This is a genomic window from Pseudomonas sp. IT-P395 (genome assembly GCF_949767675.1).
Taxonomy (GTDB): Bacteria; Pseudomonadota; Gammaproteobacteria; order Pseudomonadales; family Pseudomonadaceae; genus Aquipseudomonas.
Map to the genome: position 1 here is coordinate 59,136 of NZ_CATKPW010000013.1, position 21,181 is coordinate 80,316.

A 21,181-nucleotide genomic window follows, 5' to 3' on the forward strand; every position below is an offset into this window, starting at 1 on the left:
TTTGGCTCACAGGTACGCGGCGTTGGCCGCATCGAGGCGGCCCTGGGCGCGCAGGATCAATTCGCAGAATTCGCGGGCGGCCCCTTCGCCACCACGGGCGCGGGTTACGCCATGGGCGTGTTCGCGGACGAAATCGGCGGCGTTGGCTACGGCCATGCCCAGACCAACACGGCGAATCACCGGCAGATCGGGCAGATCGTCACCGAGGTAAGCGACTTCTTCATAGCTTAGGCCCAGTTGCTCAAGCAGACCGTCGAGAACAACCAATTTGTCTTCGCGGCCCTGAAACAGGTGGGGAATCCCCAGGTTTTTCGCTCGACGTTCAACGACGGGTGTCTTGCGGCCGCTGATGATAGCGGTCTGCACGCCGGCGTTCATCAGCATTTTGATGCCTTGACCGTCGAGGGTGTTGAAGGTCTTGAACTCGCTGCCGTCTTCAAGGAAGTACAGGCGACCGTCGGTGAGAACGCCGTCGACGTCGAAAACCGCCAGTTTGATCGCTTTGCCGCGTTGCAGCAGATCGTTGCTCATTACATGACTCCTGCGCGCAGCAGATCGGAGAGGTTGAAGGCGCCGACCGGGCGATCTTCCTCGTCTACGACTACCAATGCGTTGATTCGGTGATCTTCCATGATTTTCAGGGCTTCGGCGGCCAGCATTTCCGGGCGGGCAGTCTTGCCGTGGGCCGTCATTACCTGGTCGATGGTGGCGCTGCGGATGTCGATGCTGCGATCCAGCGTGCGGCGCAAGTCGCCGTCGGTGAAGATCCCGGCGAGTTTACCGTCCGTTTCAAGGATAACGGTCATGCCCAGACCTTTACGGGTCATTTCCATCAATGCGTCTTTGAGCAGCGTGCCGCGTTGGACTTGCGGCAACTCTTGTCCGGCGTGCATGACGTTTTCCACTTTCAGCAGCAGGCGACGGCCGAGGGCGCCACCCGGGTGCGAGAAAGCGAAATCTTCGGCGGTGAAGCCGCGTGCTTCCAGCAGTGCCACGGCCAGCGCATCGCCCATGACCAGTGCTGCGGTCGTCGACGAGGTCGGTGCCAGGTTCAGCGGGCAGGCTTCGTGTTCGACGTGAACGTTGAGATTGACTTCGGCCGCCTTGGCCAGCGGCGATTGCGGGTTGCCGGTGACGCTGATCAACTGGATGCCCAGACGTTTGATCAACGGCAGCAAAGTCACGATTTCATTGGTCGAGCCGGAGTTCGACAGGGCCAGGATCACGTCGTCGCGGGTGATCATGCCCATGTCGCCATGGCTGGCCTCGGCCGGGTGCACGAAAAATGCAGGGGTGCCGGTGCTGGCCAGGGTCGCGGCAATCTTGTTGCCGATGTGCCCGGATTTGCCCATGCCAACCACGACCACACGGCCTTTACTGGCCAGAATCATCTCGCAAGCACGTACGAAATCGGCGTCGATATGGGGCAGCAAGCCTTGTACGGCTTCCACTTCGAGTTGGATGGTGCGTTGTGCCGATTGAATCAGGTCGCTGGATTGGCTCATGTCAGAAATCGTATAGCCCGATGAAAAGGCGGCGATTATAGCGGTTATGTTGCAAAGGCTCACGCAAGTTCGTCGTGCTTTGTCATTCCTCGTTACCAAAAGCCGGCAAAAGAGCCTGCGCACCTGTCATATCGCCGAACACAGGCTGGTACAAGCCTTGGGCGCTTAGCCTTTGCAGTGATATAGTTCGCCGCCAGTTCGGCCTGCCCGGGATGTACGTGCTTTTTAAGTAAAGACAGGCGTCCGAGTGAGAGGCTGCATCGCAAGGAGTTTAGATGAGTGCCGATAACGCCTACGCGGTCGAGCTGAAGGGAGTCTCCTTCAAGCGCGGTGCGCGCAGCATTTTCAATAACGTCGATATTCGCATCCCGCGCGGCAAGGTCACCGGCATCATGGGACCTTCCGGGTGTGGCAAGACCACGCTGCTGCGATTGATGGGTGCACAATTGCGCCCTGCCAGCGGCGAAGTCTGGGTCAACGGCCAGAACCTGCCTGCGCTTTCGCGCAGCGATCTGTTCGATGCGCGAAAGCACATGGGTGTGCTGTTTCAAAGCGGCGCGCTGTTCACCGATCTCGATGTGTTCGAGAACGTCGCTTTCCCACTGCGTGTTCATACCGATTTGCCGGAAGAAATGATCCGCGACATCGTCCTGCTCAAATTGCAGGCGGTCGGTCTGCGCGGTGCCATCGAATTGATGCCGGATGAGCTGTCCGGTGGCATGAAGCGCCGTGTCGCACTGGCGCGGGCGATTGCGCTCGATCCGCAGATCCTCATGTACGACGAACCGTTCGTCGGGCAGGATCCGATCGCCATGGGCGTGTTGGTCCGTCTGATCCGTCTGCTCAATGATGCTCTGGGGATCACCAGTATCGTGGTGTCCCACGATCTGGCTGAAACCGCGAGCATCGCTGACTATATCTATGTCGTCGGTGATGGTCAGGTGCTGGGGCAGGGTACGCCGGACGAGTTGATGAACTCGGACGAGCCGCGGATCCGTCAGTTCATGACCGGCAATCCCGATGGCCCGGTGCCGTACCATTTTCCAGCGACGGATTACCGCGCAGATCTTCTGGGGAAGCGCTGATGCGCAGAATTTCATTAATAGAACGCGTGCGCCGGTTCGGCGAGGCGGCGATCGACGCTGTCGCGGTGTTCGGTCGTGCGACGCTGTTTCTGTTTCATGCCTTGCTGGGGCGTGGCGGGATCAGCGGTGGCTTCAGCCTTCTGGTCAAGCAACTGCATTCAGTCGGCGTGATGTCGCTGGTGATCATCGTCGTTTCCGGGATCTTCATCGGCATGGTGCTGGCGCTGCAGGGCTTCAGCATTCTGTCGAGCTACGGTTCGGAACAGGCCGTGGGGCAGATGGTTGCGCTGACCCTGTTGCGTGAGCTCGGCCCGGTGGTGACAGCGCTGTTGTTCGCCGGTCGTGCCGGTTCGGCGCTGACGGCAGAGATCGGCAACATGAAGTCCACTGAACAGCTTTCCAGCCTGGAAATGATCGGCGTCGATCCGCTCAAGTACATCATTGCCCCGCGCCTGTGGGCCGGCTTCATTTCTCTGCCAGTGCTGGCGATGATTTTCAGCGTGGTGGGCATCTGGGGCGGTTCGTGGGTGGCTGTCGACTGGCTGGGTGTGTATGAAGGCTCTTATTGGGCAAACATGCAGAACAGCGTGAATTTCACCAGTGACGTGCTCAATGGCGTGATCAAAAGTATTGTTTTCGCCTTTGTAGTGACCTGGATCGCCGTATTCCAAGGCTACGACTGTGAGCCCACTTCCGAGGGGATCAGCCGTGCCACCACCAAGACCGTGGTGTTTGCCTCGCTGGCAGTGCTCGGCCTGGACTTTATTCTGACCGCTTTGATGTTTGGAGATTTCTGATGCAAAACCGCACCCTGGAAATCGGTGTCGGCCTGTTCCTGCTGGCAGGGATCCTGGCTTTGTTGCTGCTTGCTTTGCGGGTCAGTGGTCTGTCTCCGACGTCGACCACCGACACCTATAAACTGTATGCCTACTTTGACAATATCGCCGGTTTGACGGTCAGAGCCAAAGTGACCATGGCCGGTGTGACCATCGGCAAGGTCACGGCAATCGATCTGGATCGCGACAGCTTCACCGGTCGGGTCACCCTGCAAGTGGATAAAAAGGTCGACAACCTGCCGACCGACTCCACAGCGTCTATCCTGACCGCTGGTCTGCTGGGCGAGAAGTACATCGGTATCAGCGTAGGTGGTGAAGACAAGCCGCTGAAGGATGGCGGAACCATCCACGACACCCAGTCGTCACTGGTACTGGAAGACCTGATCGGTAAATTCCTGCTCAATACCGTTAGCAAAGACGCCAAATGAGGAGCTTTTGAATGATCTCTATCTTGCGACGCAGCCTGTTGGTGCTATTGGCGGCCTTGCCGTTGATGGGTAACGCCGTGGCTGCTGCGACTTCGGCACATGATCTGGTTCAGGACACGACCACCCGGTTGCTGGCCGACCTGGCTGCCAACAAAGAGAAATACAAGCAGGATCCGACTGATTTCTACGCGGCGCTCAACACCATCGTCGGGCCGGTAGTGGATGCCGAAGGCATTTCCAAAAGCATCATGACGGTCAAGTATTCGCGCAAGGCCACGCCGGCGCAGATGCAGACCTTTCAGGAAAACTTCAAGAAAGGACTGTTTCAGTTCTACGGTAACGCCTTGCTTGAGTACAACAATCAGGGCATTACCGTTGATCCTGCCAAGGACGAATCGGGCGATCGCACCAGCGTCAACATGACCGTCAAGGGCAGCAGCGGCGCGATCTATCCTGTGCAGTACACGCTCGAGAAGATCAACGGCGAGTGGAAACTGCGCAACGTGATCATCAACGGCATCAACATCGGCAAGCTGTTCCGTGATCAGTTCGCCGACGCGATGCAGCGCAATGGCAACGATCTGGACAAGACCATCAATGGTTGGGCCGGGGAAGTGGCCAAGGCCAAGGAAGCCACCGAAAAGAACCCCGCGCAATGAATGAGGCCGCAGTTCGTATGAGTGATGTCGACGAGCTTCTGCTCAGTGGCGTGCTGGACTATCGCACCGGTGCCGACCTGCGCAAGGAAGGCCAGGCGCTAATCAAGTCCAGCAAGGCTGCTTCGCTGGTGATCGATTGCTCGGCGGTGAAGAAGTCCAGCAGCGTCGGTTTGTCGTTGCTGCTGTGCTTCATGCGCGATGCGAATGCGGCCGGCAAGGCTGTCAGCATCCGTGCGATGCCCGAAGACATGCGCGAAATTGCTCAGGTCAGTGAACTGACCGAACTGTTGGCGCACCCCTGAACCCACATCTATAAAGAAGCCCCCCGTCAGAGTCCTGCCATGCGGGGTTCGCAGGCGCGGGGCTTTTTTGTATGATGTCCGACCCGTGCGCACAGGGCGCCGATTGAGGTTGAGCATGCAGGCCGTAGAAGTGAAGAGCTTCCTTGAAGGAAAGCTGCCCGGAACGTTGGTAGAAGTTGAGGGCGAAGGCTGCAATTTCCAGCTGAACGTGATTAGCGATGAACTGGCGGCGTTGAGCCCGGTGAAGCGTCAGCAGCAGATCTATGCCCATTTGAACCCATGGATCACCGATGGCAGCATCCATGCGGTCACTATGAAATTTTTCAGCAGCGCGGCCTGGGCCGAGCGCACCTGAGCCTAAGGGCGTCGAGATTCTTATGGATAAATTGATTATTACCGGTGGCGCTCGTCTTGATGGCGAGATCCGCATTTCCGGCGCAAAAAACTCTGCCCTGCCGATCCTGGCTGCCACCCTGCTGTGCGATGGCCCGGTGACCGTTGGCAACCTGCCGCACCTGCACGACATCACCACCATGATCGAGCTGTTCGGTCGCATGGGCATTGAGCCGGTGATCGACGAGAAGCTCAGCGTCGAAATCGACCCGCGCACCATCAAGACCCTGATCGCACCGTACGAACTGGTGAAAACCATGCGTGCCTCGATCCTGGTATTGGGCCCGATGGTAGCCCGTTTCGGTGAAGCCGAAGTGGCACTGCCTGGCGGTTGCGCCATCGGTTCGCGTCCGGTCGACCTGCACATCCGTGGCCTCGAAGCCATGGGCGCGGTCATCGACGTCGAAGGCGGCTACATCAAGGCCAAGGCCCCTGAAGGTGGCCTGCGCGGTGCGCACTTCTTCTTCGACACCGTCAGCGTGACCGGTACCGAGAACATCATGATGGCCGCCGCTCTGGCCAAGGGCCGCAGCGTGTTGCAGAACGCCGCACGTGAACCTGAAGTGGTTGACCTGGCGAACTTCCTCAACGCCATGGGCGCCAAGGTTTCCGGCGCCGGTACCGACACCATCACCATTGATGGCGTCGAGCGTCTGGGTTCGGCTTTCTATAAAGTCATGCCTGACCGTATCGAAACCGGTACCTACCTGGTCGCAGCTGCCGTTACCGGTGGCCGCGTCAAGGTCAAGGACACCGATCCGACCATCCTTGAAGCCGTTCTGGAAAAACTCCGTGAAGCCGGTGCAGAAATCACCTGCGGTGAAGACTGGATCGAGCTGAACATGCACGGCAAGCGTCCGAAAGCAGTCAACGTGCGCACCGCGCCGTACCCTGCATTCCCGACCGACATGCAGGCGCAGTTCATCTCGCTCAACGCCATTGCCGAAGGCACCGGTGCGGTAATCGAGACGATCTTCGAAAACCGTTTCATGCACGTGTACGAGTTGCACCGCATGGGCGCCAAGATTCAGGTCGAAGGCAACACTGCCATCGTTACCGGTACTGAAGTCCTCAAGGGCGCGCCAGTAATGGCCACCGACCTGCGTGCTTCGGCCAGCCTGGTGATCTCGGCACTGGTTGCCGAAGGTGACACGCTGATCGACCGCATCTACCACATCGACCGTGGTTACGAGTGCATCGAAGAAAAACTGCAGATGCTGGGCGCCAAGATCCGTCGCGTTCCGGGCTGATTGCTGGATTGGGACACAGGGACGTGTCCACTGATTTTAAGAGTCGAGCCGGTTTCCGGCTCGATGTGTGTCCGGCGCCGATTGCGACCGGACATGAGTACCTTGATAAGGACTGACGTTTCCCATGTTGACCATCGCACTGTCCAAGGGCCGCATCCTTGACGACACCCTGCCGCTTCTCGCCGAAGCGGGCATTGTGCCGACCGAGAATCCGGACAAGAGCCGCAAGCTGATCATTCCCACGACGCAGGACGACGTCCGTCTGCTGATCGTGCGTGCCACCGATGTGCCGACTTACGTCGAGCATGGCGCGGCTGACCTCGGCGTTGCCGGTAAAGACGTGTTGATGGAATACACCGGCCAGGGCCTCTACGAGCCACTGGATCTGCAGATCGCCCAGTGCAAGCTGATGACCGCCGGCAAGATCGGCGCGCCTGAGCCCAAGGGCCGTCTGCGCGTGGCGACCAAGTTCGTCAACGTCGCCAAGCGCTACTACGCCGAGCAGGGCCGTCAGGTCGACATCATCAAGCTGTACGGCTCGATGGAGCTGGCACCGCTGATCGGTCTCGCTGACAAGATCATCGACGTGGTCGACACCGGCAACACCCTGCGCGCCAACGGCCTGGAACCTCAGGAACTGATCGCCACGATCAGCTCGCGCCTGGTCGTCAATAAAGCTTCGATGAAAATGCAACACGCCCGAATCCAGGCGTTGATCGATACCCTGCGCAACGCAGTGGAATCGCGACACCGCGGCTGATTTACCTGCGCGACCCCAAGTCGCGCCGTCTATCCGCCTCATAGCCAGAATTCTCAGGTGCCCAAGCGGATCGAATGATAGTTTCGGGCGCCTGAGTTTTTGCCATTCCTATGAGGCTCTCGCTATGACCGCACCGACTGCAATTCGCCGACTCAACGCTGCTGACCCGGATTTCGCGCATCATCTGGATCATCTGCTGAGCTGGGAAAGTGTGTCTGACGACTCGGTCAATCAGCGCGTGCTGGACATCATCAAGGCTGTGCGCGAACGCGGTGACGCGGCGCTGGTCGAGTTCACCCAGAAGTTCGACGGCCTCGAAGTCGCTTCGATGGCCGATCTGATTCTGCCGCGTGAGCGCCTGGAACTGGCGCTCACGCGCATCACCGTGGCACAGCGCGAAGCACTGGAAAAAGCCGCCGCTCGTGTGCGCAGCTACCACGAAAAACAGAAGCAGGATTCGTGGAGTTACACCGAAGCTGACGGCACTGTACTGGGCCAGAAGGTCACGCCGCTGGATCGCGCCGGTCTGTACGTGCCGGGGGGCAAGGCGTCGTATCCGTCGTCGGTATTGATGAACGCGATTCCGGCCAAGGTCGCCGGCGTGACCGAAGTGGTCATGGTGGTGCCGACGCCACGCGGTGAAATCAATGAGCTGGTGCTGGCGGCTGCGTGCATCGCCGGCGTTGACCGTGTGTTCACTATCGGCGGTGCGCAAGCCGTCGCCGCTCTGGCCTATGGCACCGAAAGCGTGCCGCAAGTCGACAAAGTCGTTGGCCCGGGCAACATCTATGTCGCCACGGCCAAGCGTCACGTATTCGGTCAGGTCGGCATCGACATGATCGCCGGCCCTTCGGAAATTCTCGTGGTCTGCGACGGCCAGACCGATCCGGACTGGATCGCCATGGACCTGTTCTCGCAAGCCGAGCACGACGAAGACGCCCAGGCGATTCTGGTCAGCCCGGACGCCGAGTTCCTCGACAAGGTCGCCGCGAGCATCGATAAACTGCTGCCGACCATGGACCGCGCGACCATCATCGAAACCTCGATCAATGGCCGCGGTGCGCTGATTCACGTGAAGGACATGGCGCAAGCGATTGAAGTCGCCAACCGCATCGCCCCGGAACACCTGGAGCTGTCGGTTGCCGACCCACAGGCCTGGCTGCCGCAGATCCGCCATGCTGGCGCGATCTTCATGGGCCGTCACACCTCCGAAGCGCTGGGCGACTACTGCGCTGGCCCGAACCACGTGCTGCCGACCTCCGGCACCGCGCGCTTCTCCTCGCCGCTGGGTGTGTATGACTTCCAGAAGCGTTCGTCGATCATTTTCTGCTCCGAGGCCGGCGCTTCCGAGCTGGGTAAAACGGCATCGGTATTGGCCCGTGGAGAATCGCTGAGCGCCCACGCACGCAGTGCCGAATACCGCATCAAAGACGAAGACTTTCTAAAAGGGCAGGGGAACTGAGCGATGAGTAAATTCTGGAGCCCGTTCGTCAAGGATCTGGTGCCCTACGTGCCGGGCGAACAACCGAAGCTGACCAAACTGGTCAAGCTCAACACCAATGAAAACCCGTACGGCCCGTCGCCAAAAGCCTTGGCAGCGATGCAGACCGAACTGAATGACAACCTGCGTCTGTACCCGGACCCGAACAGCGACCTGCTGAAAACCGCCGTCGCCCAGTATTACGGCGTGCAGAGCAATCAGGTGTTCCTCGGCAACGGTTCGGACGAAGTGCTCGCGCACATTTTTCACGGCTTGCTGCAACACGATAAGCCGCTGTTGTTCCCCGACATCAGCTACAGCTTCTATCCGGTGTATTGCGGTTTGTACGGCATCGAGTTTGATGCGGTCCCGCTGGATGCGCAGTTCCAGATCGACCCGGCAGACTACGCCAAGCCGAATGGCGGGATCATTTTCCCGAATCCGAACGCGCCCACCGGATGCCTGCTGGCGCTGGACGCGGTCGAGCAAATCCTCAAGGCCAGCCCGGATTCGGTGGTGGTCGTAGACGAGGCCTATATCGACTTCGGCGGCGAAACCGCGATCAGTCTGGTGGACCGTTATCCGAACCTGCTGGTGACGCAAACCCTGTCCAAGTCGCGTTCGCTGGCGGGCCTGCGTGTGGGCTTTGCGGTGGGGCATCCGGACCTGATCGAGGCACTGGAGCGGATCAAGAACAGCTTCAACTCCTATCCGCTGGATCGTCTGGCGATTGTCGGTGCGGCAGCGGCGTTCGAAGATCGCGAGCATTTCGGCAAGACTTGCCGTCTGGTGATCGAAAGCCGTGAGTGGGTGATTGCACAGTTGCAGGCCAAGGGTTTTGAAGTACTGCCGTCGGCGGCCAACTTCATCTTCGCCCGGCACCCGCAGCATGATGCGGCGGGGCTGGCGGCTAAATTGCGCGAGCAGGGCGTGATCGTGCGGCACTTCAAGCAGGAGCGGATTGCGCAGTTTTTGCGGATTTCGATTGGCACGCCGGAGCAGAATCAGGCGCTGATCGATGGGCTTGGCGATCTATAAAAGCAAGAGCCCCTCACCCTAGCCCTCTCCCGGAGGGAGAGGGGACTGAATGGGGGATGCTGTTGAACTGCACCGACCTGATGCTGCTTTACCGAATCCATAATCGACTCGGTCTTCCAGGTCGATGCATGACGCCCTGCACATCGGTCGGCTCCCTCTCCCTCTGGGAGAGGGCTGGGGTGAGGGTGTGCTTTTATTCGTGATGCGGCTCGCCGAGGAATGTCAGCGAACTGAACAACCCACGACTATTCACATCCACACTGTTCTTCACCGGCACCTCAACCTGCGCCGCAATCACATTCAACCCTTCATTCCTCACCAACACCTGCGCCCGACCATCCTTGTCAGTCTCGGTGCTCAATGTGTTCGGCGCGCTGCGGTAATCACCAATCAACTTCACCCCAGCCGCCGGTTTGCCATCGAGCAACACCCGCACCGGTAATGACTTGCCCGGCCCAACCGTCAGCGGATCAACCTCCGGCAGAATCAGCAGTTTGATCTGATCGAGTTTCGGCAACTTCGCACCCGGCTGATAAATCGCCAGGCTGTACTTGAACGTCTCCGTTGCCCCGACAGCGCCCGGCACTTTGCTGCGGCCTTCGTTGACCCACTTCTTGTCGGCCGTTTGCGACCACATGCCATTGTTCAATGCCACGGCCATCACCGCCGGCGACTTCAAAGGTTTCAGGCGAGCATGATCCGCCAGGCGCTCGACGCTCACCGGAATCATCTTGCCGGCAACGTCGTAAGCCCAGGCGCCGCTGATCTTCTGCGCTTTGAACGCGTTGTCCTCAGCGCCGTGACCATAGACCACTTCGATATTGCCGCGACGCTCTTCGGTCCATAGGCCATGAGCCGAGACTTCGCCTGCGAACAGCGCGGCGATGAGCACAAGGGTTTTGCCGTATTGCATGGTGACGTCCTTTTACAGATTGAGTGTCAGGCTGACGGTGAAGTTGCGCGGCTCGCCGGGGTTGACCCAGTAGTTGCTGTAGGAGCGCTCGTAATACTTTTCGTCGAAAAGGTTGTTCAGATTGAGGCCGACGGTGACCTTGTCGCTGGCCTTGTAATGCGCGAGCAGGTCGACGGTGTGATACGCCGGAAGTTCGAAGTCGCTGCCGGACTCTCCCGAGCGGTCGCCGACATAGGTAAACGCTGCGCCGACGTCCGAGCCGCGCAAATGGCCATCCTGAAACTCGTAAACCCCGAGCAGGCTGCCGCTGCGCTTGGCCACGCCGAGGATGCGGCTGCCGGTGGGAATTGCCGCGTCACCCTGGGTCACTTCGGCGTCGATGTAAGCGAGCGCGCCGATCACCCGCACTGCGTCAGTCACTTGCCCGGTGATTTGCAGATCGAAGCCGCGACTGCGCGCCTTGCCCATCGCGCGGCTGGTGTCGGTGGCCGGGTCGAGGGCGAGGACGTTTTCCTTGTCGATGTGGAAGAAGGCGAGGGTGCTGCTCAGGCGCTCGTCAAACAGCTCGTTCTTGATCCCGACTTCATAACCGACGCCTTCTTCCGGATCGAAGGATTTGCCGGAGGCATCTAGGCCATTGTTCGGTTTGAACGAGGTCGAGGCGTTGGCGAACAGGCCGGTGTTCGGCGTCAGTTGATAGAGCAGGCCGGCGCGCTGGGTGAGGGCGTCATGGCGCTGACTGCTCTTGGCGTTACGGCTGTGATCATCGATGTGCTGGTCGAAATGTTCGAAACGTGCGCCGATCATTCCGCGCAATTTGTCGGTGAAGACGATCTGATCCTGCAGGTTCAGCGCATGACTTTCGACCTGTTCGAAGAAGTCAGTGCCCGAGCGTGCGCCATTGGGTTTTGGCTGGCCGTAGATCGGCTTATAGATGTCGATGGCGTAAGGGCCGCCGGCAATGGTGGTGACGCGTTCGTTCTTGCGGAAGTTTTCATACTCGGTGCCGATCAGCAGTTCATGCTGCCAAGGACCGAGGTCGAACAGACCGCGCAATTCCAGTTGGGTGATGCTGTCGTGCCAACTTGTATCGCGTTCGCGCAAGCGACGGTTGACCGTGTGGCCGTCGGCGTTCAGTGCCCGTTGTTCCGAGGCGTCGCCCCAGAGTTTGCCTTCCTTGTAGTGGCTGGCCAGGCGCAGTTTCCAGCTGTCGTTGAGGTGATGCTCCAGCGTGGCTTGAAGAAGATTGTTGTGATTGTCGATGTTGCCGTCATTGGGTTCGCCGAGGAAAGTCGAACGCGAAACACCGCTCCATTTGTTGTTGGGCGCGACGATGCCGCGATCGAACGTCGAGCTGTGACGGACGATTTCGCTTTCCACCAATAGCGACGTGTCCGGGTTCAATTGCCAACTGATCGAGGGCGCAACGAACACGCGTTTGCTGTCGACGTGATCGCGAAAGCTATTGTTATCTTCGACCGCGAGATTGATCCGCGACAGCACATCACCCTGATCATCCAGCGGCGTGTTGACGTCCAGTGCGGTGCGATAACGGTCCCAACTGCCGGCGCTGGTTTGCAGGGTGGTGAACGCTCCGGGCTGCGGTTTCTTGGTGACGATGTTTACCGTGCCGCCGGGATCGCCTCGGCCATACAGACTGGCGGCGGGGCCTTTGAGCACTTCGATGCGCTCGATGTTGGCCGCGTCGGGTGTGCTCGGATAACCGCGATTGGCGCTGAAACCGTCCTTGTAGAACTCCGAAGTGGTGAAGCCGCGCACGCTGTATTCGTATAGCGTCAGGCCGCCGAAGTTGTTCTGCTTCGATACACCGCCGGCAAAATCCAGTGCGCGCTCGACACTGGTGCTGCCCAGATCCTTGAGCACGCTGGCGGGCACCACGCTGATCGCCTGCGGGATATCGCGGATCGCCGTGTCGGTCTTGGTCGCGCTGGACGAGCGCGTAGCGCGGTATCCTTTGACCGGTCCGGTCGGCGATTCATAGTCGGAAATGACGCTGATGGCGTCGAGTTCAATCGGTTCGGGTTCTTCGGCGAAGGCGGGATCGACCAGCAAGCCGAGGCTCAGGCCGAGCAGGGAAGCCTTTGTTCGAGACGACATGTTATGTTGTTCCAATTCTTAGAATTGAAACAATATAACATGCCTGTTGAGAATGTCTTTTATCCGCGCATTCCGCGCGAGCAAAGTTTTATTCTTCTTTTTCTTTCACCGGTGCCGGTGGCGGACGCAGGCCGATTTCAGCGGTGAGCTTGATCTCTTTGCCGTTGCGCATCACCTGAATCGTCACTTTGTCGGTCGGCTTGATCCGCGCGACCTGGTTCATCGAACGGCGACCATCGCCGGCCGGCTCGCCATCGATACTCAGAATCACGTCACCCAACTGCAGGCCTGCCTTCTGCGCCGGGCCATCGCGGAAGATCCCCGCGACGACAATCCCCGGGCGCCCGGACAAACCGAACGACTCGGCCAGTTCCTGCGTCAGCGGTTGCACTTCAATCCCCAGCCAGCCACGAATCACCTGACCGTGCTCAATGATCGACTTCATCACTTCCATCGCCAGTTTCACCGGGATCGCAAAGCCAATGCCTTGCGAGCCGCCGGACTTGGAGAAAATCGCCGTGTTGATGCCGGTGAGGTTGCCGTTGGCATCGACCAGTGCGCCGCCGGAGTTGCCCGGGTTGATCGCCGCGTCGGTCTGGATGAAGTCTTCGTAGTTGTTCAGGCCCAACTGATTACGCCCGGTGGCGCTGATGATGCCCATGGTCACGGTCTGGCCGACGCCAAACGGGTTACCGATGGCCAGTGCGACGTCGCCGATGCGGATGTTGTCTGAGCGGCCGACGGTGATCGCCGGCAGGGTTTTCAGATCGATCTTCAACACCGCGAGGTCGGTTTCCGGATCACTGCCGATCACGCGGGCGAGAGTTTCACGGCCGTCCTTCAGGGCGACCACAATCTGATCGGCGCCGCTGGTCACGTGGTTGTTGGTGAGGATATAGCCTTCCGGGCTCATGATCACGCCGGAGCCGAGGCTCGATTCCATGCGTTTCTGCTTTGGCGAGTTATCACCAAAGAAGCGGCGGAACTGCGGATCTTCAAACAGCGGATGCGCCGGTTTGTTGATGACTTTGGTGGTGTACAGATTGACCACCGAGGGCGCTGCGATAGTTACCGCATCGGCATAGGACACCGGCCCCTGCTGCACGCTGGTGGTTTGCGGGGCCTGTTGCAGGTTGACGTCGAGGCTCGGCAGCCCGACCCACTGCGGGTAACGCTGAATAATCAACAGAGCGATAAGCACGCCGGCCAACAGTGGCCAGCCCATAAAACGCAGCGCCTTGAGCATTAAGCACGTCCTGGAAGAGTTGCAGGCGGGGTCAGACCGCCCATAATGTCGCGCATTATACGAGGCCGCGCGCGCCTCTGAACGGGATATTTAGGAGTCTTTCATGGCCGTTGCCCTCAGCACCCTCGTCGAAGAAGCCGACCGTTACCTCGGCAGTGCGAAAATTGCCGATTATTGCCCGAATGGATTGCAGGTCGAGGGCCGTCCGCAAGTGATGCGCATCGTCAGTGGCGTCACGGCCAGTCAGGCCTTGCTGGATGCCGCCGTCGAGGCCGGGGCCGATCTGGTGCTGGTGCACCACGGTTACTTCTGGAAGGGCGAGAACCCTTGCATCACTGGCATGAAGCAGCGTCGACTGAAGACCTTGCTCAAGCACGACATCAGTCTGCTCGCTTACCACTTGCCGCTGGATTTGCATCCTGATGTCGGCAATAACGTGCAGCTTGCTCGGCAATTGGACATCACTGTTGAAGGCCCGCTGGATCCGGATAATCTTAAAATCGTTGGTCTGGTCGGGTCTTTGAAAGAGCCGATGACCGCGCGCGATTTCGCCCGCAAGGTGCAAGAAGTCATGGGCCGCGAACCGTTGCTGATTGAAGGTAATCCGATGATCCGCCGGGTCGGCTGGTGCACCGGCGGCGGTCAGGGCTATATCGATCAAGCCGTCGCCGCAGGCGTCGATCTCTATCTGAGCGGTGAGGCTTCCGAACAGACCTTCCACAGCGCCCGCGAGAACGACATCAGCTTCATTGCCGCCGGCCACCACGCCACCGAGCGCTATGGCGTACAGGCGCTGGGCGACTACCTGGCAAAACGTTTCGCCGTCGAGCACATCTTCATCGATTGCCCGAATCCGATCTGAATCCACCGCAAATCCCCTGTAGGAGTGAGCCTGCTCGCGATAGCGGAGTGTCAGTCACCGTTATGTCGAATGTGACAAAGCTATCGCGAGCAGGCTCACTCCTACAGGGGGGGGCATCGGCCGAACTGGTAGGCATATTCATATACCCTTTCGATCTAGTTGGCGTCCTGATTAGAAGAGGCCGCTGTGCTAGGATTCCCCGCTCGAACACGGCCCGCTGGCCGTTCATAAGAAAGTTTTCGTGAGTAGCCATGGTCGACAAACTGACGCATCTGAAACAGCTGGAGGCGGAAAGCATCCACATCATCCGCGAGGTGGCCGCCGAGTTCGATAACCCGGTGATGCTGTACTCCATCGGTAAAGACTCCGCCGTGATGCTGCACCTGGCACGCAAGGCGTTCTTTCCGGGCAAACTGCCGTTTCCGGTGATGCACGTCGACACCCGCTGGAAATTCCAGGAGATGTACAAGTTCCGCGACAAGATGGTCGAAGAACTGGGCCTAGACCTGATCACCCACATCAACCCCGATGGCGTGGCGCAGAACATCAACCCGTTCACCCACGGCAGTGCCAAGCACACCGACATCATGAAAACCGAAGGCCTGAAACAGGCACTCGACAAGCATGGTTTCGACGCAGCGTTCGGCGGCGCCCGTCGCGATGAAGAGAAATCCCGTGCCAAAGAGCGCGTGTACTCGTTCCGCGACAGCAAGCACCGCTGGGACCCGAAAAATCAGCGTCCCGAGCTGTGGAACGTCTACAACGGCAAGGTCAACAAGGGCGAATCGATCCGCGTATTCCCGCTGTCGAACTGGACCGAACTGGACATCTGGCAGTACATCTACCTCGAAGGCATCCCGATTGTGCCGTTGTACTTCGCCGCCGAACGCGAAGTGATCGAGAAGAACGGCACGCTGATCATGATCGACGACGAGCGCATCCTCGAGCACCTGTCCGATGAAGACAAAGCGCGCATCGTCAAAAAGAAAGTGCGTTTCCGCACCCTTGGCTGCTACCCGTTGACGGGCGCCGTGGAGTCCGAGGCCGAAAGCCTCACGGACATCATTCAAGAAATGCTCCTGACGCGAACTTCCGAGCGCCAGGGCCGAGTCATCGACCACGATGGCGCCGGCTCGATGGAAGATAAAAAACGTCAAGGCTATTTCTAAGGGGCTGTCATGTCGCACGTATCTGATTTGATCAGCGAGGACATCCTCGCCTACCTGGGCCAGCACGAACGTAAGGAACTGCTGCGCTTTTTGACCTGCGGTAACGTCGATGACGGCAAGAGCACCCTGATCGGGCGCCTGCTGCACGACTCGAAGATGATCTACGAAGATCACCTCGAAGCGATTACCCGCGATTCGAAGAAAGTCGGCACCACCGGTGATGACATCGACCTGGCGTTGCTGGTTGACGGCCTGCAGGCCGAGCGTGAGCAGGGCATCACCATCGATGTCGCCTACCGCTATTTCTCTACCGCCAAACGCAAATTCATCATCGCCGACACGCCCGGCCATGAGCAGTACACCCGCAACATGGCCACCGGTGCCTCCACCTGTGACCTGGCGATCATTTTGGTCGACGCGCGTTACGGCGTGCAGACCCAGACCCGTCGCCACAGCTTCATCGCCTCCCTGCTGGGGATCAAACACATCGTCGTCGCCATCAACAAGATGGACTTGAAGGACTTCGATGAAGGCGTGTTCGAGTCGATCAAGGCTGACTACCTGAAGTTCGCCGAAGGTTTGAAGATGAAGCCGACCAGCATGCACTTCGTGCCGATGTCTGCCCTCAAGGGCGACAACGTGGTGAACAAGTCCGAGCGCTCGCCGTGGTACACCGGCCAGTCGCTGATGGAAATCCTCGAGACCGTGGAAGTCGCGGGCGACCGCAACTTCACCGATCTGCGTTTCCCGGTGCAGTACGTCAACCGTCCGAACCTGAACTTCCGTGGTTTCGCCGGCACCCTGGCCAGCGGCATCGTGCACAAGGGCGACGAAGTCGTGGTGCTGCCGTCGGGCAAGAGTAGCCGCGTGAAATCCATTGTTACCTTCGAAGGTGAGCTGGAACACGCAGGTCCTGGTCAGGCGGTAACGTTGACCATGGAAGACGAAATCGACATCTCCCGTGGCGACCTGCTGGTGCATGCCGACAACGTGCCGCCGGTCACCGACAGCTTCGAAGCGATGCTGGTGTGGATGGCTGAAGAGCCGATGCTGCCTGGCAAGAAATACGACATCAAACGCGCCACCAGTTACGTGCCGGGCTCGATCGCCAGCATCGTCAACAAGGTCGACGTCAACACCCTCGAAGAAGGCCCGGCGAGCGCGTTGCAGCTCAACGAAATCGGCAAGGTGAAGATCGCGCTCGACGCGCCGATCGCCCTCGACGGTTACGAAAGCAACCGCACCACCGGCGCGTTCATCATCATCGACCGTTTGACCAACGGTACCGTTGGCGCCGGCATGATCGTCGCGCAGCCAGTGACCCACGGTACCGCCACCCATCACGGCAAACTGGCGCATGTTGCCACTGAAGAACGCGCTCAGCGCTTCGGTCAGCAACCGGCCACTGTGCTGTTCAGCGGCCTGTCGGGCGCGGGCAAGAGCACGCTGGCTTACGCGGTCGAGCGCAAGCTGTTCGACATGGGCCGTGCGGTGTTTGTGCTGGATGGCCAGAACCTGCGTCAGGACCTGAACAAAGGCCTGCCACAGGATCGCGCCGGTCGCACCGAGAATTGGCGTCGTGCCGCGCACGTCGCGCGCCAGTTCAACGAAGCGGGTCTGCTGACCTTGGCCTCGTTCGTCGCGCCAAGCGCTGAAGGGCGTGAGCAAGCCAAGGATCTGATCGGCAAGGATCGTCTGCTGACGGTCTACGTACAGGCCTCGCCGGCCGTGTGCGCCGAGCGTGATCCGCAAGGTCTGTATGCCGCCGCTGGCGACAACATCCCGGGCGAATCCTTCCCGTACGACGTACCGCTGAATGCCGATCTGGTGATCGACACGCAGACGCTGAGTGTGGAAGAGAGCGTCAAGCAAGTGCTGGATCTGCTGCGCAAGCGTGGCGCGATCTAAGCACTGAAGCAGCGACTGGCCTCTAGCTTCAAGCTGCAAGAAAAAGCCCGCCGATGAGTGATCATCGGCGGGCTTTTTTGTCGCTTTGAGAGTGTCAAAAGATCGCAGCCTTCGGCAGCTCCTACATTGGATCGGCGTACACCCTGTAGGAGCTGCCGAAGGCTGCGATCTTTTGATCTTCAATTCGCTGGATATTCGCGGTGCATCTGTTCCAGCAGCGCATCCTTGTCCAGCCACAGCTGATTGATCCAGCCCTGAAACTGCAATCGATATTCGCCGTCCTGATCGTAATTCTTGCCAATGAACTGCTGCGGAATCTTCAGCTCCTCAAAGTGCACCACTACATCGCGCACATTGCCGCACAGCAGGTCCCAGAACCCGGGACGCCCGGCCGGGTAGTGGATCGTCACGTTGACGATCGACTCCAGCTGTTCACCCATCGCATCCAGCACAAACGCAATTCCGCCAGCCTTGGGCTTGAGCAGGTATTTGAACGGCGACTGCTGCTGCGCATGCTTGCCTTCAGTGAACCGCGTACCTTCGACGAAGTTGAAAATTCCCACCGGGTTATTACGAAACTTCGCGCAAGTCTTACGGGTGGTTTCCAGGTCTTTGCCTTTCTTCTCCGGGTGCTTGGCCAGGTACGCCTTGGAGTAGCGTTTCATGAACGGAAAGCCCAGCGCCCACCAGGCCAGACCGATCACCGGTACCCAGATCAGTTCCTGTTTGAGGAAGAATTTCAGCGGCTGAATACGGCGGTTGAGCACGTATTGCAGCACCAGAATATCGACCCAGCTCTGGTGGTTGCTGGTGATCAGATATGAGTGTTGATAGTCGAGGCCTTGCAAACCGCTGATGTGCCAGCGCGTGCGGCGCACCAGGTTCATCCAGCCCTTGTTGTTGCTGATCCACGCTTCATGGGTATGGCTCATCAGCCAGAGCGAAGCTCGCCGGGCGAAATCGAACGGCAACACTTTGATCAGCGCCACGCAGAACAGAAACGAGCACAGCAGAATCGTATTAAGTGCCAACAGCAGCGAGGCAATCACGCCGCGCAACGGTGCAGGTAGAAAATCCAGCATTTACACATCCATAGGTCGGTTGGCGGCTTGAATCGCGGTGAGGGCGATGGTGTAGACGATGTCATCGACCTGCGCGCCGCGCGGCAAGTCATTCACTGGTTTGCGCAGGCCTTGCAGCATCGGCCCGAGGCTGACGCAATCGGCGCTGCGTTGCACGGCTTTGTGCGTGGTGTTGCCGGTGTTCAGATCGGGGAACACAAACACCGTGGCGCGGCCGGCCACCTGACTGTTCGGCGCCAGTTGCCGGGCCACGTCGGCGTTGGCAGCAGCGTCGTATTGCAGCGGGCCGTCGATCAGCAGTGAATGCTGTTGTTCGTGGGCGAGCAGGGTGGCTTCGCGGACTTTCTCGACTTCTTCGCCGGTGGCCGATTCGCCGCTGGAGTAGCTGATCATCGCCACACGCGGAGTGATGCCGAATGCCGCCGCCGAGTCAGCGCTTTGCAGGGCGATCTCGGCCAGTTCGCTGGCGCTCGGGTGCGGATTCATCACGCAGTCACCGTAAACCAGCACTTCCTCCGGGAAGAGCATGAAGAACACCGACGACACCAGCGTGCAGCCCGGGGCAGTCTTGATCAACTGCAGGGCCGGGCGGATGGTATTGGCGGTGGTGTTGATCACGCCCGAGACCAGGCCGTCGACTTCATCCAGTGCAAGCATCATGGTGCCGATCACCACGGTGTCTTCCAGCTGCTGCTCGGCCATTGGTGCATTGAGGCTTTTGGTTTTGCGCAGGGCGACCATCGGCTCGACGTAGCGCTCGCGGATCAAATCCGGATCGAGAATCTCCAGCCCCGGCGGCAGCACGATGCCTTGGGCGCGAGCGACCGCTTCGACGTCTGCAGGTTTGGCCAGCAACACGCAACGGGCAATCCCGCGTTCCTGACAGATCGCCGCCGCTTGCACGGTGAACGGCTCGCTGCCTTCGGGCAGGACGATGCGCTTGTTCGCCGCCTGCGCGCGCTGAATCAACTGATAGCGGAATACGGCGGGCGACAGGCGCATTTCCCGTGGCGTGCCGCAACGCTGGTGCAGCCACTTGGCGTCGAGATGGCTGGCGACAAAATCAGTGATGATTTCCGCACGCTCGCGGTCGTCGATGGGGATTTCCTTGTTCAGGCCGTTGAGCAGGTTGGCGGTGTCGTAAGAGCCGGTGCTCACCGACAACACCGGCAAACCGGCCTGTAACGCGCCTTGGCACAAGTCCATGATGCGTGGATCGGGCAGGGTGTCGCTGGTCAGCAGCAGGCCGGCCAGCGGCACGCCGTTGATCGCCGCCAGGCTGACGGCGAGGATGATGTCGTCGCGATCGCCCGGTGTCACCACCAGCACGCCGGGCTTGAGCAGCTCGACGGTGTTGCGCATGGTCCGTGCGCAAATGATGATTTTGGTCATGCGCCGGGTTTCGTAGTCACCGGCATTGAGCACTTGCGCGCCCATCAGGTCGGCGACGTCACGGGTGCGTGGTGCGTTGAGTTCAGGCTGGAACGGAATGCAGCCAAGCAGACGGAAATCACCGCTGCGCAGCAACGGCGAATGCTCTTTCAGACGCGTGGCGAAGGCGTCCATGCTCTCGTCGGTCTTGACCTTGTTGAGGATCACGCCGAGGACTTTCGGGTCTTTCGGCCCACCGAACAATTGCGCCTGCAACTCGACGCGACCGGACAGCTCGGCAAGTACTTCGTTTTCCGGCGCCGAAACCAGAATCACCTCGGCATCGAGGCTCTTGGCCAGGTGCAGGTTGACTCGCGCGGCGTAGCTGGCGCTGCGGGTCGGCACCATGCCTTCGACGACCAGCACGTCTTTGCCGATGGCGGCTTGCTGATACAGGGTGATGATTTCTTCGAGCAACTCATCGAGCTGACCGTCGCCAAGCATCCGCTCGACGTGGGCCAGGCCCAGCGGCTGCGGTGGTTTCAGGCCATGTGTGCGCGCCACCAGTTCGGTGGAACGTTCAGGGCCGGTGTCGCCGGGGTGCGGCTGCGCAATCGGTTTGAAGAAGCCGACTTTCAGGCCCGCTCGCTCCAGCGTACGCACCAGCCCGAGGCTGATGGAGGTCAGACCCACGCCAAAATCGGTGGGCGCGATAAAAAAAGTTTGCATGCGAATTCTCTAAGGGTGCATGGCAATGGCGATCATCTTTTACTGAC

At 59.5% G+C, this 21,181-nt stretch carries 20 protein-coding genes; 13 read left to right on the plus strand and 7 right to left on the minus strand.

Annotated features, from left to right (window positions below):
• Nucleotides 1–6 precede the first annotated feature (6 nt).
• Complete coding sequence (locus tag ACM6IN_RS12675; RefSeq protein WP_007912407.1) at nucleotides 7–531, minus strand: KdsC family phosphatase; 525 nt, start codon at nucleotides 529–531, stop codon at nucleotides 7–9.
• Nucleotides 531–1,505: a KpsF/GutQ family sugar-phosphate isomerase gene (locus ACM6IN_RS12680; protein WP_007912405.1), complete on the minus strand. Its 975-nt coding sequence runs from the start codon at nucleotides 1,503–1,505 to the stop codon at nucleotides 531–533. The genes ACM6IN_RS12675 and ACM6IN_RS12680 overlap by 1 nt, the downstream gene beginning before the upstream one ends.
• Nucleotides 1,506–1,780: 275 nt before the next feature.
• Here ACM6IN_RS12680 and ACM6IN_RS12685 point away from each other — a divergent pair, with 275 nt between their 5' ends.
• From ACM6IN_RS12685 to hisC, 10 genes are all read left to right on the plus strand, one after another.
• Nucleotides 1,781–2,590 (plus strand): ATP-binding cassette domain-containing protein, encoded by an 810-nt coding sequence (locus ACM6IN_RS12685; protein WP_277760594.1) that lies wholly within the window; start codon nucleotides 1,781–1,783, stop codon nucleotides 2,588–2,590.
• Entirely contained in the window at nucleotides 2,590–3,387 is a 798-nt protein-coding gene (gene mlaE / locus ACM6IN_RS12690; RefSeq protein ID WP_007912402.1) for a lipid asymmetry maintenance ABC transporter permease subunit MlaE, read from the plus strand. The genes ACM6IN_RS12685 and mlaE overlap by 1 nt, the downstream gene beginning before the upstream one ends.
• Complete coding sequence (mlaD, locus tag ACM6IN_RS12695; RefSeq protein ID WP_007912400.1) at nucleotides 3,387–3,854, plus strand: outer membrane lipid asymmetry maintenance protein MlaD; 468 nt, start codon at nucleotides 3,387–3,389, stop codon at nucleotides 3,852–3,854. The genes mlaE and mlaD overlap by 1 nt, the downstream gene beginning before the upstream one ends.
• Nucleotides 3,855–3,865: 11 nt before the next feature.
• Nucleotides 3,866–4,513 (plus strand): phospholipid-binding protein MlaC, encoded by a 648-nt coding sequence (locus ACM6IN_RS12700; RefSeq protein WP_038357539.1) that lies wholly within the window; start codon nucleotides 3,866–3,868, stop codon nucleotides 4,511–4,513.
• Nucleotides 4,510–4,815 (plus strand): lipid asymmetry maintenance protein MlaB, encoded by a 306-nt coding sequence (locus tag ACM6IN_RS12705; RefSeq protein ID WP_042704933.1) that lies wholly within the window; start codon nucleotides 4,510–4,512, stop codon nucleotides 4,813–4,815. The genes ACM6IN_RS12700 and ACM6IN_RS12705 overlap by 4 nt, the downstream gene beginning before the upstream one ends.
• Nucleotides 4,816–4,930: 115 nt before the next feature.
• Nucleotides 4,931–5,170, plus strand: a complete 240-nt coding sequence (locus ACM6IN_RS12710) for a BolA family protein (RefSeq protein ID WP_007912386.1) — start codon at nucleotides 4,931–4,933, stop codon at nucleotides 5,168–5,170.
• 22 nt (nucleotides 5,171–5,192) lie between these two features.
• Nucleotides 5,193–6,458 (plus strand): UDP-N-acetylglucosamine 1-carboxyvinyltransferase, encoded by a 1,266-nt coding sequence (gene murA, locus ACM6IN_RS12715; RefSeq protein ID WP_007912385.1) that lies wholly within the window; start codon nucleotides 5,193–5,195, stop codon nucleotides 6,456–6,458.
• Nucleotides 6,459–6,582: 124 nt separating this feature from the next.
• The gene (hisG, locus tag ACM6IN_RS12720; protein WP_007912384.1) at nucleotides 6,583–7,218 is read left to right on the plus strand and encodes an ATP phosphoribosyltransferase; all 636 of its coding nucleotides are present in this window, start codon (nucleotides 6,583–6,585) and stop codon (nucleotides 7,216–7,218) included.
• Nucleotides 7,219–7,342: 124 nt separating this feature from the next.
• Complete coding sequence (hisD, locus tag ACM6IN_RS12725) at nucleotides 7,343–8,680, plus strand: histidinol dehydrogenase (RefSeq protein WP_007912383.1); 1,338 nt, start codon at nucleotides 7,343–7,345, stop codon at nucleotides 8,678–8,680.
• Between the two features lie 3 nt (nucleotides 8,681–8,683).
• The gene (gene hisC / locus ACM6IN_RS12730; RefSeq protein WP_414916142.1) at nucleotides 8,684–9,736 is read left to right on the plus strand and encodes a histidinol-phosphate transaminase; all 1,053 of its coding nucleotides are present in this window, start codon (nucleotides 8,684–8,686) and stop codon (nucleotides 9,734–9,736) included.
• A 193-nt stretch (nucleotides 9,737–9,929) separates the two neighbouring features.
• On the opposite strand, the gene ACM6IN_RS12735 is transcribed toward hisC, so the two are convergent.
• The 3 genes from ACM6IN_RS12735 to algW form a co-directional block, all read right to left on the minus strand.
• Nucleotides 9,930–10,649 carry a DUF4198 domain-containing protein gene (locus ACM6IN_RS12735; protein ID WP_414916143.1) on the minus strand — a complete coding sequence of 240 codons (720 nt, stop codon included), beginning with the start codon at nucleotides 10,647–10,649 and terminating at the stop codon, nucleotides 9,930–9,932.
• A gap of 12 nt (nucleotides 10,650–10,661) precedes the next feature.
• Complete coding sequence (locus tag ACM6IN_RS12740; RefSeq protein ID WP_414916144.1) at nucleotides 10,662–12,767, minus strand: TonB-dependent siderophore receptor; 2,106 nt, start codon at nucleotides 12,765–12,767, stop codon at nucleotides 10,662–10,664.
• Nucleotides 12,768–12,855: 88 nt separating this feature from the next.
• The gene (algW, locus tag ACM6IN_RS12745) at nucleotides 12,856–14,013 is read right to left on the minus strand and encodes a Do family serine endopeptidase AlgW (protein ID WP_007912377.1); all 1,158 of its coding nucleotides are present in this window, start codon (nucleotides 14,011–14,013) and stop codon (nucleotides 12,856–12,858) included.
• A 103-nt stretch (nucleotides 14,014–14,116) separates the two neighbouring features.
• Here algW and ACM6IN_RS12750 point away from each other — a divergent pair, with 103 nt between their 5' ends.
• The 3 genes from ACM6IN_RS12750 to cysN all read left to right on the plus strand — a co-directional run bounded on the left by ACM6IN_RS12750 (nucleotide 14,117) and on the right by cysN (nucleotide 17,952).
• A complete protein-coding gene (locus ACM6IN_RS12750; protein WP_095112670.1) occupies nucleotides 14,117–14,875 on the plus strand; it encodes a Nif3-like dinuclear metal center hexameric protein in 759 nt (252 codons plus the stop codon).
• Nucleotides 14,876–15,126: 251 nt separating this feature from the next.
• On the plus strand, nucleotides 15,127–16,044 hold the full coding sequence (gene cysD / locus ACM6IN_RS12755; RefSeq protein WP_007912374.1) for a sulfate adenylyltransferase subunit CysD: 918 nt from the start codon (nucleotides 15,127–15,129) through the stop codon (nucleotides 16,042–16,044).
• Between the two features lie 9 nt (nucleotides 16,045–16,053).
• Nucleotides 16,054–17,952 (plus strand): sulfate adenylyltransferase subunit CysN, encoded by a 1,899-nt coding sequence (cysN, locus tag ACM6IN_RS12760; protein ID WP_095112669.1) that lies wholly within the window; start codon nucleotides 16,054–16,056, stop codon nucleotides 17,950–17,952.
• Nucleotides 17,953–18,131: 179 nt separating this feature from the next.
• Here the strand turns inward: cysN and ACM6IN_RS12765 are convergent, their stop codons facing one another.
• Entirely contained in the window at nucleotides 18,132–19,034 is a 903-nt protein-coding gene (locus ACM6IN_RS12765) for an acyltransferase (RefSeq protein WP_007912370.1), read from the minus strand.
• A complete protein-coding gene (gene pta, locus ACM6IN_RS12770; protein WP_007912369.1) occupies nucleotides 19,035–21,134 on the minus strand; it encodes a phosphate acetyltransferase in 2,100 nt (699 codons plus the stop codon).
• Nucleotides 21,135–21,181 lie beyond the last annotated feature (47 nt).

What these genes read in the sequence shown, in the direction of transcription:
- ACM6IN_RS12675 (WP_007912407.1), bottom strand. Translation starts at nt 531, where the DNA reads ATGAGCAACGATCTGCTGCAACGCGGCAAAGCGATCAAACTGGCGGTT.
- ACM6IN_RS12680 (WP_007912405.1), bottom strand. Translation starts at nt 1,505, where the DNA reads ATGAGCCAATCCAGCGACCTGATTCAATCGGCACAACGCACCATCCAA.
- ACM6IN_RS12685 (WP_277760594.1), top strand. Translation starts at nt 1,781, where the DNA reads ATGAGTGCCGATAACGCCTACGCGGTCGAGCTGAAGGGAGTCTCCTTC.
- mlaE (WP_007912402.1), top strand. Translation starts at nt 2,590, where the DNA reads ATGCGCAGAATTTCATTAATAGAACGCGTGCGCCGGTTCGGCGAGGCG.
- mlaD (WP_007912400.1), top strand. Translation starts at nt 3,387, where the DNA reads ATGCAAAACCGCACCCTGGAAATCGGTGTCGGCCTGTTCCTGCTGGCA.
- ACM6IN_RS12700 (WP_038357539.1), top strand. Translation starts at nt 3,866, where the DNA reads ATGATCTCTATCTTGCGACGCAGCCTGTTGGTGCTATTGGCGGCCTTG.
- ACM6IN_RS12705 (WP_042704933.1), top strand. Translation starts at nt 4,510, where the DNA reads ATGAATGAGGCCGCAGTTCGTATGAGTGATGTCGACGAGCTTCTGCTC.
- ACM6IN_RS12710 (WP_007912386.1), top strand. Translation starts at nt 4,931, where the DNA reads ATGCAGGCCGTAGAAGTGAAGAGCTTCCTTGAAGGAAAGCTGCCCGGA.
- murA (WP_007912385.1), top strand. Translation starts at nt 5,193, where the DNA reads ATGGATAAATTGATTATTACCGGTGGCGCTCGTCTTGATGGCGAGATC.
- hisG (WP_007912384.1), top strand. Translation starts at nt 6,583, where the DNA reads ATGTTGACCATCGCACTGTCCAAGGGCCGCATCCTTGACGACACCCTG.
- hisD (WP_007912383.1), top strand. Translation starts at nt 7,343, where the DNA reads ATGACCGCACCGACTGCAATTCGCCGACTCAACGCTGCTGACCCGGAT.
- hisC (WP_414916142.1), top strand. Translation starts at nt 8,684, where the DNA reads ATGAGTAAATTCTGGAGCCCGTTCGTCAAGGATCTGGTGCCCTACGTG.
- ACM6IN_RS12735 (WP_414916143.1), bottom strand. Translation starts at nt 10,649, where the DNA reads ATGCAATACGGCAAAACCCTTGTGCTCATCGCCGCGCTGTTCGCAGGC.
- ACM6IN_RS12740 (WP_414916144.1), bottom strand. Translation starts at nt 12,767, where the DNA reads ATGTCGTCTCGAACAAAGGCTTCCCTGCTCGGCCTGAGCCTCGGCTTG.
- algW (WP_007912377.1), bottom strand. Translation starts at nt 14,013, where the DNA reads ATGCTCAAGGCGCTGCGTTTTATGGGCTGGCCACTGTTGGCCGGCGTG.
- ACM6IN_RS12750 (WP_095112670.1), top strand. Translation starts at nt 14,117, where the DNA reads ATGGCCGTTGCCCTCAGCACCCTCGTCGAAGAAGCCGACCGTTACCTC.
- cysD (WP_007912374.1), top strand. Translation starts at nt 15,127, where the DNA reads ATGGTCGACAAACTGACGCATCTGAAACAGCTGGAGGCGGAAAGCATC.
- cysN (WP_095112669.1), top strand. Translation starts at nt 16,054, where the DNA reads ATGTCGCACGTATCTGATTTGATCAGCGAGGACATCCTCGCCTACCTG.
- ACM6IN_RS12765 (WP_007912370.1), bottom strand. Translation starts at nt 19,034, where the DNA reads ATGCTGGATTTTCTACCTGCACCGTTGCGCGGCGTGATTGCCTCGCTG.
- pta (WP_007912369.1), bottom strand. Translation starts at nt 21,134, where the DNA reads ATGCAAACTTTTTTTATCGCGCCCACCGATTTTGGCGTGGGTCTGACC.